Below are 15,528 nucleotides of genomic sequence, written 5' to 3' on the forward strand. Positions count from 1 at the left end.
TTGCGGTGCTCAGTTCGCCACAGCTCCGTTCATTTGTAGGAATCTCCATTATATCAAAAGATTGAAATCATGGGTTATGCGGTTGCTAGCTGAAAACCAGTATCATAACGAGTGTTAGGTAGACCAGGCAACAACACTATCAACCAAAACATGCTCAAAAACTAAAATTATTTCGTGATTTCGTTGGCCGGTTTAAAAACGGGCATGGTTTTTAAGCTATCCATTAAGCTTGAAATTATTGCTATTTTAGGCCGAAAGTGAATTGTATTGCCACCAAACATTTAAACATGAAAAATTTTTTTCTCCTGATTGCGATTTCCTTATTTACAATGAATACTTATGCGCAAAAGGTTGACACCCTTTCCATAACATTAGAAAACATTAAATATCCGTATCCTGTTAAATTTTTGCCACTTACAGTTGAGGGACAGGATATTAGAATGGCTTACATGGATGTAGCACCAACCACCACCGCAAATGGCAGAACTGTTATGCTTTTCCATGGTAAAAATTTTGGCGGTTATTATTGGAGCCATGTAATCAGGGCCTTGGCAAGTAACGGATTTCGGGTTATCGTTCCAGATCAAATTGGCTTTGGCCGCTCATCTAAACCTATAATAAATTACAGTTTTCCACAACTTGCAACCTGGAGTAAAAAATTACTGGATACACTTGGCGTGCAAAAAACCTCAATATTAGGCCACAGCATGGGCGGAATGCTTGCTACCCGGTTTGCACTAATGTTTCCTGAAAGAATGGATAAACTTTTGCTCGAAAACCCAATCGGGCTTGAAGATTATAAAACTTTTGTTCCTGTTTCTACTGTTGAAGAACAGTATCAACGGGAATTAAAAAATACACCTGAAAGTATTCGCCAATACTACAAAAGCTATTTTACGGTTTGGAAACCTGATTATGAAATGCTGGTAAACGCTGGTGCAGGCGTTATTTTTAGCGCAGAATACCCAAGATATGCTAAGGTGGCGGCATTAACATACAACATGATTTATAATGAACCCGTTGTTGATGATTTTCCGAAACTAAAGGTACCAACCATTTTATTTATTGGTAAAGAAGACAGAACCATCATTGGCAAAGCGTTACTAAGCGACGACCAAAAAGTTATACATGGTCAGTACAAATTTTTAGGAAAAAATACCGCAGTAAAAATACCTGGCGCTAAAATAGTAGAATTCGAAGCTTGTGGCCACATTCCTCACATTGAGATTATGACCGAGTTTTTGGTTGCATTAACAGGAAGCTTATAGGAAGTTAATTGATTTCCTTGCCGGTTATTTTGTTAATGCCTTCCATATCGAAATCAATATCCTGATTTACAGCTTTCATTTTACCGTACAATTCTATGCGGGTATGGCTGCTTAAAATTATGCCTGTTCTTATGTCTATCTGAGCATCGCCAACATTCATGCCCTTTAGGTCTGTTTGCATTTTACTACCCATACTGTCAAAATCTCCTTTCGAAACCAAATTTCCTTTAATGCTCAGGGTAGCAACATTGTCTTTCACCTCCTTTAAGGTATAGGTAGTTGCCGTTTCAATGGGCATGGTAATTTGCACCTTTGTGTTTACAATCCAGCTTTCGCCTATTTTAACAGGCTTGTCAGCAAACATTCTGAATGATGATTCCATGGTCTGTCTAATCACCTCTGCATTAAACTGCTTTTCTAACGAAAGTTTTATTTGCTTCAATTGTGTGGTATCTTTTGTCATTTTTGAGGCAATGCTATCAACCATTTTATCGGTTCCGGAAACAGATTTGATGGCACCGTTAGGTGCCAGAACCATGCTAAAACTCGCATTTCTAAGACCGGAAAACGGATTCATTTTTCCAACTTCATCTTTGTCCGAATCGAGAATAAGTTCGTTACCCATGCCAACTGATTTTATTGTTAGGCGCCTATAGGTTACTTTAATATTTTTGTCGACCCCTTTTAAAGCAGCTATATCAAAAATGTAATCCGTACCCACATTTTGGATGTAGCTAAGTTCCTTACCATCAACTTTTTGATTAATTATTTGATCAGAACTTATTGTATAGCTGTACTTTTTTCCTGGCGGATAATCTTGTTTTAGCTGATACGACTTTTGTGCAAAAGTGTGAAAAGACGAAATTAGGATTACGAAAAAAATAAGCTTTTTAAACTGTTTCATTATTAATAATTTATTTCACTATCCAGCCGGCTGTTGAGCAAAAATCCGGCTAAGATGGTACAAATCAGGGTGTTTTTCTTTTAAAAGTTCAGGTTTTTCGAAGAAATACTCAGAAACGACTGCAAAAAACTCTGCCTGATTTGTAATGGCATATGGATTTATATCTGATTTATTATCCCCGATACGTTCCATTTCTTCATGCATCATTTTCACCCATGGTAAGGTATATTCGTGTCCTATCAGGTTTTCAGGAATGCCATCCGTTGCGCCGTCAGATTTATCTAAAAGATGCACAAACTCGTGAATTGCCGTGTTTTCTTTGCCCGCACTTTTCGAAAAACCATGCCTTAGAGCAGAACGTGACAAAATCATTTGTCCGTTCATATAACCACTTCCAACCATGCCCATAATGTTTCTTTCGCCGCCTTCAAAGTCAAAATCTTTGTTGAAAGTATCAGGATAAAGCAAAACGCTTGTAAGATTTTTATATTGCCAATCGGTAAAACCAAAGATGGGAATTACGGCGCTGGAAGCAATTAACAACTCATCGAGCGTTGTCATTTCCACACCAACACCTTCAATTTTTACCGTGCTAAAAAATTCAGCAATTCTTTGTTCAAACCTCAACTTATCGGTAGAATCCAAATGGTGATAATAACCAACATAATCGTTTAAGATTTGTCTATCTGTTTCAGTTAAGGGGTCTATAGCAGGCTTTTTTTTCCGGAGAATAAAATATAAAGCGAGGAGGAATATGGGTATTAAGTACGCAAAAGGCAAAGAGTTCATAATTTTAAAACGATTAGCTTTCGATGATTTCCAATTGAACCAACACGTCTTGCCTGGTAACCGGGTAAGGTTTGTTTTGGGTTAAGCTATAGTAAACCGCATCAAATAGTGGCAGGTAACTTCCTATCTCTGAAAGTATTAGTGTTTCAGTTTTATTCCCGTCTTCATCAATGGTGGTTAGTAAACCTTCTTTACCTTTCGGTTCAATGCCATAACCTTCATCAGTAAGTTTCATACCCGCAAGTAGCTGTTCTTCCTGTATATCCGCTCTTTGCTTGATAAAACTTCCATAAACACCGTGCAGCACAAAAGCTGCCTGAGGGTTAACCACGAGCATGCTCGAAGTTACAAATACATTAACGCTATCAGGATAGCTCAGTTGAATAGAGAAATAATCATCAACCAAAGTATCTTTCCTGTTTTTCCCTAAAATTTTGTGGTAACTAAGGGGTTTGCCAAATAAACTAATTATCTGGTCGAGCAGATGCGGACCTAAATCATACAACAAGCCGCTCGCTTCGATGGCTTTTTCTTTGAAAGCTTTCGGCCCGATCACATTTCTGTATCTATCGTAACGGAAATGCATCTCATTCAATTTACCCAGTTTTCCGCTTGCTAAAACCTTTTTTATCGATGCAAAATCACTATCCCAACGGCGGTTCTGATAGAAAAAAATCTGCTTGCCTACCTTATCCGCTAAATTGAACAATTCTACAGCCTGCGCTGTTGTTGCAGTAAAAGGCTTCTCCACAAGAATATGTTTACCCTGTTCTAATGCGGCTTTAGCATGTTCGTAATGAAGATTATTTGGAGTATTAACGATTACCAACTCAATTTCTTCGTCTGCTAAAAGTTCGTCAATGCTATTGTAACTTACCACATTTGGGTAATCTCTTTCAGCGTTTTTATTGCTGCGCTCAACTACAGCTTTTAAAGTGAATCCATTGTGTGCATTTAGAAACGGTGCGTGGAAAACTTTACCCGACATGCCGTAAGCCAATAATCCTGCCGTAATTGTCTTGTTTGAATCAGTACTCATAGGTTATAAATGTAACCAAAAAAATATTTCAGTGCGCAAGGAAATCCTTAAACGTTTTATTTTTACTTTTTAAAGTCAAAAATTTTGGCTTTTGCATACAGTTTTTGACCTTGCTTCATTTTAAACTTATCTTTGCACATATGAAACCAGCGGAGATTAACAGCAAGTGGAAAATTTTACAGGAAAGAATATCAAAAGAATTCGACTCAGACTTCCCTGATTTAAAAGTGATGCTGTTTTTAATTGGAGTGCAGGAATTAGGCAAAGGCCCGAAAAAATACAGCAAGCGGCAGAAAGAAGAATTAATGCACATTGCAACGTGCCGTTTGTTAAGCGAAATGGGTTTTTACGAGCTGGAAGGACTTGATCAAGACGGATGGCCACATTGGAAATTAGTCAAAGCGATTCCGCCATATACCATGCTGGAACAGGAATTGCTGATGAAATCTTTGGTGGTAAGCTATTTTGAAGATATCTATTCGTAGCGCAGTTCTCCAATTCTGAACAGTTAGCAACCTTTGCTGAAGGATTTACTAATTCAGAACTCGCAATTGAGTTGGATTAAAATAAAAAAACCCCGATGTTTTTGCACCGGGGTTGGATATATAATGACCTCATAGGTAGAGGGAATTGTAGTATTATCCTTGTGTTTTTGCTGTGTTTTTCAATGCATCGTTGGCAACGATTACAATTTCTACACGACGGTTAGCAGCACGACCAGCTTCAGTTTCATTATCTGCAATTGGTTCTGCAAAGCCTTTACCAATGGTAACTAACCTTGACGAAGGAACCCCTTGAGAAACAGCATAAGCTTTAACCGCAGCAGCTCTTCTTTCTGATAAGCCCATGTTGTATTGCTCAGTACCTTTGCTATCTGTATGGCCGATAATTTTAATATCGGTATCAGGATATTGATTTAATGAAGCTGCAAGGCTCTGTACATTTGTTTTAGCTGCATCTTTTAATGCTGTTTTATCGAAATCGAATAAAATTCCGCTATCAAATTTTACGATGATACCTTCACCTTCACGGATAACTTCTGCATTAGGAATTGCTTTTTGTATTTCTGCTGCCTGTCTATCCATTCTACGACCGATGAAAGCACCCGCAGTACCACCAATAGCACCACCAATTAATGCACCAACCGCTGTATTACCAGCTTTTTTGCCAATTAATGCACCAACTACACCACCCGCAGCAGCACCAATACCAGCACCTTTCTGTGTTTTAGTTAAACTATCACAGCTTTGAAATGCCATCGAACCAACTGCTAATCCTATACTTAATGTTGCTATTTTTACTTTTGAAATATTCATAATAATTTAGGTTTAATTTCCTTCGAATCCCTATTCAAACACAATGCCAAAAATCATTAGGTCGAAATATTAAATAGATTAAGCAACAATAGAGCTGAAAAGAATAATTTTCTACAACAAAAAAAAGCTTCAATATCTTGAAGCTTTTTGAATGTATTATTATTAGTACAAAACCTTAAGCAGAAAAGTAGCTTTCCAACTCCTTCAAAGTATTTTCGTCTGTTTTAAAATCTTTGATTACCCTTCCCTTTTCTACTAAAATGATTCTGTTACAAACATCGGTAACGTGGTTTAAATCATGACTTGAAATAAAAGTTGTCATGCTTCCGCTTTGTGCTTTAAGTAAATTCTTCAAACGAATTTGAGTTGTTGGATCCAGGTTGGCGAACGGTTCATCTAGAATTAAAATTTCAGGTTTTTGCATTAGGGCAGCAGCAATACCAACTTTAACCTGGTTTCCTTTACTAAAATCGCGGATGTACTTCCCGCTGTTTAATATCTCGCCGTTAAAAAATTCTCCATATTGATTAAGGTAGGCCGAAACATCTGCCACACTTAAATCGTGCAAACTTCCGATAAAAATAAAATACTCTTCGGGCGTCAGATAATCTATCAGGAAACCCTCATCGAGAAAGGACGCGGTGTAATTTTTCCAGTTATCATTCTGCATTACATTTTCACCTTTCGATAAAACTTCTCCTGCTGTTGGCCGGATTAAATCTAACAACATTCTAAAAAACGTTGTTTTTCCGGCGCCGTTATTACCTACCAAACCTACGGTTTCGCCAGCTTCGATATGCAAATCTTCGATGTTTACGACGGTTTTATCGCCATAAACTTTCTGTAAATTCTTAACTTCTAAAATCATAATTATTCTCTAAAGCCTTCGGCTATTTTATAACGTTGTAATTCTAATCTTTTTGCAATGTAATTAACCCAGAATCCACGCATCAAAAGCATGGCCAGGCCAAAAATGGAAACGGCAATTAAGCCCCAGTAAGGCATATCAAGCGCACCGAAAGGAACATAAATTAATATCGGCGTAAGTGCGTAAGGAAACATTAATAACCATTGGGTTGCACCCGTACCCTGATAATTAAAACTTGCCGCTTTGGTAATGTCTAACCGTTTATAATTTAAAGTTGCCAGATAAAGCACCACAACAGTTCCAAAGCCTATGTTGTAGAGGTAAGCGGCAACATGGAGCAATAAGAGTTTAGGACTTAAAAAGCCGTAAAAACTGGCAAGCAAAGTAATCACGGTACAGCCAATTGTAAAAAGCAAAAACTTGGCCTTTATGTAATCTTTAAAATTGATTTTGTTGGCAAGGATTCCATCGAAGTGGGCACTTTGCCAGGCAAACATAAACTGGCCATAAATAATTATGGAAATGCCTGTCATAAAAATTGCCCCGAACATCATTTGCCCGAACGCATCTCTGTCTATCGCCTTTTCTTTGTAGAAGATAAATCCATAGAAGAGAAAGAAAAACCCCATAATAACCGAAGAACGGGGCCTTTTGTGGCGAAGAATTAACTTTAGCTCGAGGGCGGCAAGTTCACCTACTTTGCCAAAACGGTTTAAGAATGCATAATCTGTACTCGCCTTTTTCTCCTGTTTGCTGCTTAACTCCTCAGTATACAAGTTTTTACGAAGGAAGGTAGCGTTTATGTAGAAAATGGCAATGGCTCCCAACGTAAAAATGAAACCGATGTAGGGTTTTGCCGCAATAGTTTTAAAAACGTAATCAGAAGCGGCCATTACCGAAATCACTTTGTAATATTCAAGTGCCGAAAGGGCAGCGAAAATTACCAGGCCAACAAGTGTATAAAGTACATTGCTAATAGATTTACGCTTAATGTAAAGGGCCAGGTAATTGTTAAAAACAGATAACGAAAGGATGGTAACAATATACATTAACGTTGGGAAAGCGCCATAAGTTGGCGCAATTTTCATGAAGCAAAATGGCCAGAACAGAAAAAATGGCCAAAGGTTAAAAGCTGAAAAAAGTGCCTTAACATTAAGGAAATTGATGATTTTACTTCTCGAAATTTTTAAATGGAGGTAGGGAATAATGCTTAAGGTTGGTAGCTCCTGAAGTTGCAGCCGCATAATAAAATCGAGCGCAAAATAGTACAGAATTAAGCCATTAAAGCTCTTTATCACATCTTGATTGGGGAATATTTTAGGCAAAATGAATTGCATTCCAAAACCTGCACCGAGGGCAAGCACAAGAAAATAAAGCATAAAAAAGCCGAGAACAATTTGCCCGGCAATACTACTGCCCCGATTCCTCGAACGCCAGAATGATTTCCATTGATGGCTTAAAAAAGTATTCAACATATATAGTTTAGGTATTAGTTCTATTAATTAGTATTTGTTTTGGCTTAAATGTTACAGCTAATAGTTGTATTTATCTTTCCAGTTTTGCTTTAATTTTTCACGAAGCTTTTCTTCTGCCGGATTTTTGCCCGGATCGTACAGTTTAGTGCCGCTTATTTCATCAGGCAAATATTCCTGTGGTTCGAAATTTCCTTCATAGCTATGCGAATATTTATAATCTTTCCCATATCCAATGTTTTTCATAAGCTTGGTAGGTGCGTTACGGATATGTAGGGGAACGGGTAGGTTGCCGGTTTGCTTTACCAGGGCCTGTGCCTGATTTATGGCCTCATAAGATGCGTTACTTTTTGCCGAGCTGGCCAGGTAAGTTACACACTGCGACAGAATAATTCTTGCTTCAGGATAGCCAATAACGTTAACCGCCGTAAAGCAGTTATTTGCCAGTAACAAAGCATTGGGATTTGCGTTTCCGATATCTTCCGAAGAAAGAATCAATAATCTTCTGGCGATAAATAATGGGTCTTCACCGCCTTCAATCATTCTTGCTAACCAATAAACTGCAGCATTTGGATCGCTTCCGCGGATAGATTTTATAAAGGCGGAAATGATATCGTAATGTTGCTCGCCTGCTTTATCATAGAGGGCCAGATTTTGTTGCGCATGCGCAAGTACACTTTCGTTGGTTAAAGTTATTTTATCTCCACCAATACCGTTCACTGCAATTTCTAGTACGTTTAAAAGCTTTCGGGCATCTCCCCCGCTTAAGCGGATTAGGGCCTCATGTTCCTTAATGGTGATGCTTTTTTTTGCAAGAACCGCGTCTTTCTTTATGGCAGTTTCGAGTAAACCAGCAAGTTCATCTTCTGTTAACGATTTTAAAATATAAACCTGACAACGGGATAGCAAAGCTGATATCACCTCGAAAGATGGGTTTTCTGTTGTTGCACCAATTAAGGTAACCAAGCCACGTTCTACAGCACCAAGTAAACTGTCTTGCTGCGATTTACTAAACCGATGAATCTCATCAATAAACAGGATCGGCAAACCCAGGAAACTATCTTTTAAGGCAGCTGCCTTGTCAATTACCTCGCGGATATCTTTGACGCCACTATTAATTGCGCTGAGGTTGAAAAATGGCCTGTCTAACGCTTGCGAAATAATATAAGCCAGTGTTGTTTTGCCAACACCGGGTGGCCCCCAAAAAATCATCGATGGTAACTGGCTGCTTTCAATAGCCTTACGCAAAACAGCACCAGCGCCCACCAGATGTTTCTGCCCAACGTATTCATCTAAGTTTTGCGGGCGCATTCTTTCTGCTAACGGAGCTTGGTTTTGCATAATGGTAAATATATAAAAAATGCTCCTTGTAGCATACTCTTGCAAGTCCGAATCGCTAAAACTACCTTAGTTGGTGGAGCTGTTTGTGTAAAAACTACAGAACTTATTGCTCGCAAAATGGAATTGTAATTCTGCGGGTAATATCCCTAAATCGTAGTAACAGATTCTACTCCTGTTAATATTTGATGCTTGGAAAATCGGTTCTGGCTTTGTTAAATTGATTTTCCATTTCTGTTGTCCAGCCAAAAGCTATTGTTGCTTGCGATTTAAGATTTACGCCTGCAGCACCACTCCAGAAGTGAACAAACTCTCCAAAGTTCATATCCCTGGTATATTCAGTACCGCTTGCGGGGAAGTTTTGAGATAACAAAACGAAAAATTTGTTTAAAGCCGCTGTCCCTCCATTGTTTGAATAAATTGGATAAAACCAGTTCTTAAACCATTGCGTATTTGCTTTCGGAAAGTTATCGCTTGTGGCCATGCATTTGTTGTACCAGCGTACGGCATCGGCTGCCATACCAAGGTTTTTATAAACATCATACTGATAAATTTCCATCCATTTACTATCGCCCCAAATTTTAAAAGCGGGTGAATTATGTTTCCCTTTAGAAGCAAATTCGACGATGTGGCCTACTTCATGTGTAACGATGTCAATCTCGCCGGCGGTAAATCCTTCCCAGGCTTTCGGATCGAGGAGACCAATGTCGATAACATTTCTATTGTCATGACTGGCTTCAAAATAATTAGATGGATGCCCGCCTGAATACTTTGCGGTATGAAAGATGGCATACAATTGTTTATCTGCACCGAAGTTGCCGTAAACCGTTTTTGTATACTGCCAAACTTTGGTTAAATAATCATTCGGCCATTTTACGGATTTATTAACATCATTATCATAAAAAACCTTCAAATCATCGTTAGAAAAAACATTAGTAAGCAATTGATTGTGTTCAAACCAATGCTCTTGCCAGGTTTCCTGCTTATCTGTTCCCTGGGTAACGGTGTTGTCTTTTTTACAAGCTGAAAGTGTCAAAAAAAAGCATACCATGCAGGCAATAGTTTGATATTGTTTCATAACATATTATTTTGGTTCTTTTTATCAACGATTTATTTCGCCTAAATGTTTTATGCACAGATTGTAACATAGACTGTAAAGCGACAAACATTTTTTTACATCTTTGCGTTGATGAAATTACCTGCCATAAAAGGTTTTGATGAAGAAGCATTTAACAAGTATCTAAAAAATACAGGCTGGTTAATGTTTGGAAAGGTACTAAGCTTAATCGTCGGGCTATTCATCGCGAGGTATTTAGGCCCTGATTTGTTTGGCGATCTAAATTTCGGCCTTTCACTGGTGGCCATTTTAGCTGCAGTTGGGGCGTTAGGTCTCGATACCTTTATCATACGAGAAATTATCAAAGAACCTTCTAAAAGGGATGAAATTTTAGGCACCTCGCTTTGGCTGAGAATAGTTACAAACGCCGCCGCCATTCCGTTGGCAATGGCTATTTACTATTTTAGCCATAAGTTATCTTCAAGCCCCGGTGCACCGTTAACGGTAATGGTAGGCTTGCTTGCACTGGCTTCCTTTTTTAAATCATTTAACGTTATTGATGCTTATTTTCAATCGCAGGTTCAATCTAAATACGTTGTTCAGGTTCAAAATATTTGTTTAATTATTTCGGCAGCCGTAAAATTAATTTTAATCTACTTCGGTTTGCCATTAATATACATTGTATGCGCTCTGGTATTTGATGGATTTATTCTGGCACTCGGCTTAATTATCGTTTATCATAAAAGAGGTTTTGATATCTTTAAGTGGAATTTTGATTCCGGCAGGGCAAAATCACTCCTGAGACAATCTTCACCTTTAATTTTATCTGCAGTAATGGTTTCCATTTATATGAAAATCGACGTAGTAATGCTTAAGGGAGTTGGCAGCAAGGCGGTTGGCATTTACAGTGCCGCAGCAAACCTAAGCGAGGCATGGTATTTTATTCCCGTTGCTATAGTAACTTCAGTATTTCCGGCCTTGGTTAATGCCAGGAAAACGGATTTGGAACGCTACCATAAAAGGTTAGGCAACTTATACGATTTACTGGTATACATCTGCCTTCCGGTTGGCATCTTTATTAGTTTTACTGCTAATTTCATCATTCATTTGCTATACTCTAACAAATACGAAGGCGCAGGTGCAATGCTTTCCATTCATATCTGGTCTGGAATATTTGTGTTTTTAGGCAGTGCTAGTTCGCAGTATTTAATCGCCGAAGGCTACACAAAAATTGCGTTTTACCGTACAGCCGCCGGGGCCTTGGTAAACGTTTTGCTTAACCTCTGGTTAATTCCGAAATATGCAGGCATTGGCGCATCAATTGCTACACTAATAGCTTGCTTTGTTTCTACCTTTTTTATACTGTTAATTCCAAAAACTCGTCAACAAGGCATAATGATGTTAAAATCGTTATTTTTGGTCACCGCATTTCAAAAAATATCAACACGTTGAGTACTCTAAAAGCATTAACAACACTAATTGCTAAGCCAAACAGGCTTAAAGCATTACTATCTTACGGCCATAAAGGCTATTTAAACAGCATTGGCTGGTTCACCGCTTTTGATAAAAGGCAAGCTGTAGATGGAGCGGGAAACGCTCTGCCATGGGTAACCTATTCTTTTATTGATTTTATAAAAGAAAGAATCAACAAGTCGCAACATATTTTTGAATATGGCTCAGGCAGCTCGACTATTTTCTATGCGGAAAGAGCCGGCTCGGTTACCTCTGTTGAACACGATGAAGGCTGGTTCGACAATGTGAAAAACAGCAGTCCGGCTAATGCGGAAATGATTTTTTGCCATCTAGAACGTGACGGCGAATATGCGAAGAAAGCCACCTCGCTTGGAAAGAAGTTCGACATTATCATTGTTGATGGCCGTGACCGGGTAAATTGCTGCAAATATAGCGTCGAGGCTTTGTCATCAAACGGTGTGTTGGTTTTAGACGACAGCGAACGTAGTGTTTACGATGCGGCGAGAGTTTTGTTGAAAAACCAGGGTTTTAAAGAAATCAGTTTCAGCGGAATTTCTCCGGGTTTATTTTACGAAAAAGCAACCTCTGTTTTTTATAAAGCGGACAACTGTTTGGGCATTTAATCTTCAAACTTTAACATATGATTAGTGAAGAAGTAAAAACCGCGTACGATAATTTTTATACAAACAGCGATGTTGCCTGGCGTATGCTTGGCGCAAAATATAAAGCCCAAAACATTATTGATGTTTGTAAAGGCATTAAGCCGAAAAAGGTTTTAGAAGTTGGGGCAGGCGACGGAAGTATTCTTCATTTCTTAAACGAATGGAGATTTGCGCCCGAATTATATGCACTCGAGATTGCGCAAAGCGGTGTTGATATAATTATGGAAAGAAAGCTTTCTTTATTAAAAGACGCCCAAACCTTCGACGGCTATAAAATTCCTTATGAAGATGATGCTTTCGATTTGGTGATTCTCGCGCATGTTTTGGAACATGTAGAGCATGAAAGAATCTTGCTTAGAGAGTTAAAAAGAGTTGCCAAACATATTGTTGTTGAAGTGCCAAAAGATTACCGTTTTGGTGTGGATAACAGAATGAAACACTTTTTAGATTATGGCCACATAAACATGTATACGCCAACATCGTTACGTTTTTTGTTGCAGAGTGAGGGATTGGAAATTTTAGAAGATAAAGTTTCTATGACCGCCCCCGAAACCGTTAAGTTTAATGAATTCGTTAACAAAAAGGCACCTAAAACATTTACCAAAAACTTAAAAATCGAATTGGAATATCGCATTAAAAAGACTTTGGGGAATTTCCTTGGCAGAAAGAAACAGGAACAATTTGCTAATGCTTATACGGTTTTAACACAAAAGTCAGATTCGAACCTGCATATTTTTTAGTTGGGGAGAACATTATCGCACAACTTTTACCCTGGATGAAACTATTAAATCAGCCGATGGGTTTAATGATAAATTTAAATTCAAATCATATCTTCGAGGAAGGTTAAAAACCGCTGCAAATGAGTTACGCGAGCGAATTTTTTAAAATATTGCCTTAACCGGAACCTACATTCCTTAAATGGTGAAAGACTAACAACAATGCAAAACCCCGCCCCGATAGCACTTTTCGTTTACAACCGCCCACAACATACGGAGCGGACTTTAAAATTTTTGCAACAAAACGAACTGGCTGCCGAAAGCCGGCTTTACATCTTTTCTGACGGCGCTAAAACCAAACAAGAGGAAGATAAAGTGGCAGAGGTTAGATCAATAATTAACAATGTTGATGGTTTTAAATCTGTTAAAGTTATCGAACGAAAATCGAACGCGGGTTTAGCCAATTCCATTATAGCCGGAGTTACACAACTGATAAACGATTACGGCAAGGTTATCGTTTTTGAAGACGATTTGATAACTTCCCCACATACACTTACTTATTTTAATGATGGTTTAACCCGATATAAAGAAGAGGAAAAAGTGATGCACATTGGTGCTTACATGTACCCCATTAAAGCTGAAAGTTTACCTCAGTCGTTTTTTTACAGGGCCGCAACAAGCTGGGGATGGGCAACATGGGCAAGAGCGTGGAAACACTTCGAACCAAATATCGACACATTATTAAGCCAGTTCGACAGCAAAAAGAAATCGGCATTTTCCATTGATAATACTATGAATTTCTGGAAGCAAATGCAGGAGTTCAAAAATGGTAAAAATAATAGCTGGGCAATCCGATGGTATGCCTCTATATTCTTAAAAGGCGGCCTAACGTTAAATCCATCGCAATCGTTGGTAAATAATATTGGTCACGATGGTAGCGGGGTTCACTCTGGTATAAATGACATTTACAATGTTATCATTAACCCGAAACCAATTGTTGAGTTTCCGGAGGTTATTGAAGAAAATGAACAGGCTTATCAGGTAATAAAATTGTTTTTAGCCAACAGAAAGGGAAGTTTATGGGACAGGATTAAACGGTTCTTGATAGAAAAAATCAATAAATAACAACCATTGCAAATAATCTGACCATCTTTAAGTTTTTAAATTTTGCTTTATGAAATGGATAACGATACTACTTCTTTCAGTTTCGATACTGGTAAAGGCACAGAATGCGCCAAAGCCTTATGGAGCTTTACCGTCTAAAAGGCAGCTTGCCTGGCACGACATTGAAGTTTATGGTTTGATTCATTTTACGCCAACTACATTCGAAAACAAGGAATGGGGATTTGGAGACGCCGATCCCAAAACTTTTAACCCAACAGACTTTAATGCAGAACAAATCATTAAAGCTGCGAAAGCCGGCGGTTTAAGGGGAATTATTCTCGTGGCAAAACATCACGACGGTTTCGCTCTTTGGCCAACAAAAACCACAGCTTATAATATTACGCAAAGTCCATTCAGAGGTGGAAAAGGCGACCTTGTTAAAGAGATTGAGCAGGCTGTTAGAAAAAACGGCTTAAGTTTCGGTGTTTATTGTTCTCCATGGGATAGAAATAATGCCAAATACGGTACTCCGGAATATTTAGCCATTTATCAGGCGCAACTTAAAGAACTTTATAGCAACTATGGCTCTCTTTTTATGAGCTGGCATGATGGCGCAAACGGTGGCGATGGCTATTACGGTGGCGCAAAAGAAAAACGCTCTATCGATAATACAACTTACTACGACTGGAATAATACCTGGGCAATTACCAGAAAAATGCAGCCAATGGCAAATATATTTAGCGATATTGGCCTTGATATCCGTTGGGTTGGCAATGAAGATGGCAACGCGGCAGAGACCAGTTGGGAAACCTTTACGCCGCTTCCGCCCGAGGGCAAAAACGTGGCTGTTCCGGGTCAGGCAAATTATCCGCAAAGCCCGATGGGTATTAGAAACGGCAAGTTCTGGATGCCCGCCGAATGTGATGTACCACTTAGAAAAGGATGGTTCTATCATCCGACAGAAATGCCAAAAACACCAGAGACTTTGTTTGATTTATACCTGAAAAGTGTTGGCCGGGGTGCCGGATTAGATTTGGGCTTAGCACCCGATACACGCGGCCAGTTGCATGAAGATGATGTTGCGGCGCTAAAAGCTTTTGGAGATATGGTTGCCCACACTTTTGCAAATAACCTGGCTAAAACTGCACAAATTACGGCCAGCAATAGCAGAGGGAAAACTTATGGAGTTTCGAAAATTTTAGACGCAAATAGAAACAGCTATTGGGCAACTAAAGATGATGTTCGTACCGCAAGTATAGAAATCGACTTAAAAGCGACCAAAACTTTCGACATCATCAGCCTGCAGGAGTACATACCGCTTGGCCAAAGAATTGAAGCATACAACATTGAAATTTTTGAGAACAATAGCTGGAAAAAAGTTTTTGACGGAACGAGTATCGGGGCAAAAAGATTAATCAAACTGGAAACACCGGTTAGCACAACCAAAGTAAGGCTAAATATTACCAAATCGCCGGTTTGTATTACTTTAAGTGAGTTTGGGATTTATAAAAAAAGAGACTAA

15 protein-coding genes are annotated in these 15,528 nt (G+C 38.8%); 7 read left to right on the top strand and 8 right to left on the bottom strand.

The window, feature by feature from the left end; genetic code table 11:
• The first annotated feature begins 287 nt into the window (after window positions 1-287).
• Entirely contained in the window at window positions 288-1,268 is a 981-nt protein-coding gene (locus AC0IWT_RS15480; RefSeq protein WP_471797841.1) for an alpha/beta fold hydrolase, read from the top strand.
• A 4-nt stretch (window positions 1,269-1,272) separates the two neighbouring features.
• On the opposite strand, the gene AC0IWT_RS15485 is transcribed toward AC0IWT_RS15480, so the two are convergent.
• From AC0IWT_RS15485 to AC0IWT_RS15495, 3 genes are read right to left on the bottom strand one after another with little or no spacing between them, the layout of a single operon-like run.
• Window positions 1,273-2,172 carry a DUF6263 family protein gene (locus tag AC0IWT_RS15485; RefSeq protein ID WP_471797842.1) on the bottom strand — a complete coding sequence of 300 codons (900 nt, stop codon included), beginning with the start codon at window positions 2,170-2,172 and terminating at the stop codon, window positions 1,273-1,275.
• An 18-nt stretch (window positions 2,173-2,190) separates the two neighbouring features.
• The gene (locus tag AC0IWT_RS15490) at window positions 2,191-2,961 is read right to left on the bottom strand and encodes a M90 family metallopeptidase (protein WP_471797843.1); all 771 of its coding nucleotides are present in this window, start codon (window positions 2,959-2,961) and stop codon (window positions 2,191-2,193) included.
• Between the two features lie 13 nt (window positions 2,962-2,974).
• Window positions 2,975-4,000, bottom strand: a complete 1,026-nt coding sequence (locus tag AC0IWT_RS15495; RefSeq protein WP_471797844.1) for a Gfo/Idh/MocA family oxidoreductase — start codon at window positions 3,998-4,000, stop codon at window positions 2,975-2,977.
• A gap of 140 nt (window positions 4,001-4,140) precedes the next feature.
• Here AC0IWT_RS15495 and AC0IWT_RS15500 point away from each other — a divergent pair, with 140 nt between their 5' ends.
• Window positions 4,141-4,485, top strand: a complete 345-nt coding sequence (locus AC0IWT_RS15500; protein ID WP_056869399.1) for a hypothetical protein — start codon at window positions 4,141-4,143, stop codon at window positions 4,483-4,485.
• 153 nt (window positions 4,486-4,638) lie between these two features.
• Here the strand turns inward: AC0IWT_RS15500 and AC0IWT_RS15505 are convergent, their stop codons facing one another.
• The 5 genes from AC0IWT_RS15505 to AC0IWT_RS15525 form a co-directional block, all read right to left on the bottom strand.
• Window positions 4,639-5,316 (bottom strand): YiaD family glycine zipper/OmpA-like lipoprotein, encoded by a 678-nt coding sequence (locus AC0IWT_RS15505; RefSeq protein ID WP_200940305.1) that lies wholly within the window; start codon window positions 5,314-5,316, stop codon window positions 4,639-4,641.
• Window positions 5,317-5,491: 175 nt separating this feature from the next.
• Complete coding sequence (locus AC0IWT_RS15510; RefSeq protein ID WP_056869397.1) at window positions 5,492-6,184, bottom strand: ABC transporter ATP-binding protein; 693 nt, start codon at window positions 6,182-6,184, stop codon at window positions 5,492-5,494.
• Between the two features lie 2 nt (window positions 6,185-6,186).
• Window positions 6,187-7,659, bottom strand: coding sequence for a DUF5687 family protein (locus tag AC0IWT_RS15515; RefSeq protein ID WP_471797845.1), 1,473 nt, complete (start codon window positions 7,657-7,659; stop codon window positions 6,187-6,189).
• 57 nt (window positions 7,660-7,716) lie between these two features.
• Window positions 7,717-8,997: a replication-associated recombination protein A gene (locus tag AC0IWT_RS15520; RefSeq protein ID WP_471797846.1), complete on the bottom strand. Its 1,281-nt coding sequence runs from the start codon at window positions 8,995-8,997 to the stop codon at window positions 7,717-7,719.
• A gap of 175 nt (window positions 8,998-9,172) precedes the next feature.
• On the bottom strand, window positions 9,173-10,072 hold the full coding sequence (locus AC0IWT_RS15525) for a hypothetical protein (protein ID WP_471797847.1): 900 nt from the start codon (window positions 10,070-10,072) through the stop codon (window positions 9,173-9,175).
• 111 nt (window positions 10,073-10,183) lie between these two features.
• Here AC0IWT_RS15525 and AC0IWT_RS15530 point away from each other — a divergent pair, with 111 nt between their 5' ends.
• The 5 genes from AC0IWT_RS15530 (at window position 10,184) to AC0IWT_RS15550 (ending at window position 15,528) form a co-directional block, all read left to right on the top strand.
• Window positions 10,184-11,503, top strand: coding sequence for a flippase (locus AC0IWT_RS15530; protein WP_471797848.1), 1,320 nt, complete (start codon window positions 10,184-10,186; stop codon window positions 11,501-11,503).
• On the top strand, window positions 11,500-12,147 hold the full coding sequence (locus tag AC0IWT_RS15535) for a class I SAM-dependent methyltransferase (protein ID WP_471797849.1): 648 nt from the start codon (window positions 11,500-11,502) through the stop codon (window positions 12,145-12,147). Before AC0IWT_RS15530 ends, AC0IWT_RS15535 begins: the two co-directional genes overlap by 4 nt.
• Window positions 12,148-12,164: 17 nt before the next feature.
• Entirely contained in the window at window positions 12,165-12,926 is a 762-nt protein-coding gene (locus tag AC0IWT_RS15540) for a class I SAM-dependent methyltransferase (RefSeq protein WP_471797850.1), read from the top strand.
• Between the two features lie 198 nt (window positions 12,927-13,124).
• Window positions 13,125-14,027, top strand: coding sequence for a glycosyltransferase family protein (locus tag AC0IWT_RS15545; protein ID WP_471797851.1), 903 nt, complete (start codon window positions 13,125-13,127; stop codon window positions 14,025-14,027).
• A 49-nt stretch (window positions 14,028-14,076) separates the two neighbouring features.
• A complete protein-coding gene (locus AC0IWT_RS15550; RefSeq protein WP_471797852.1) occupies window positions 14,077-15,528 on the top strand; it encodes an alpha-L-fucosidase in 1,452 nt (483 codons plus the stop codon).

The sequence above is a fragment of the Pedobacter sp. AC464 genome (assembly GCF_979253075.1).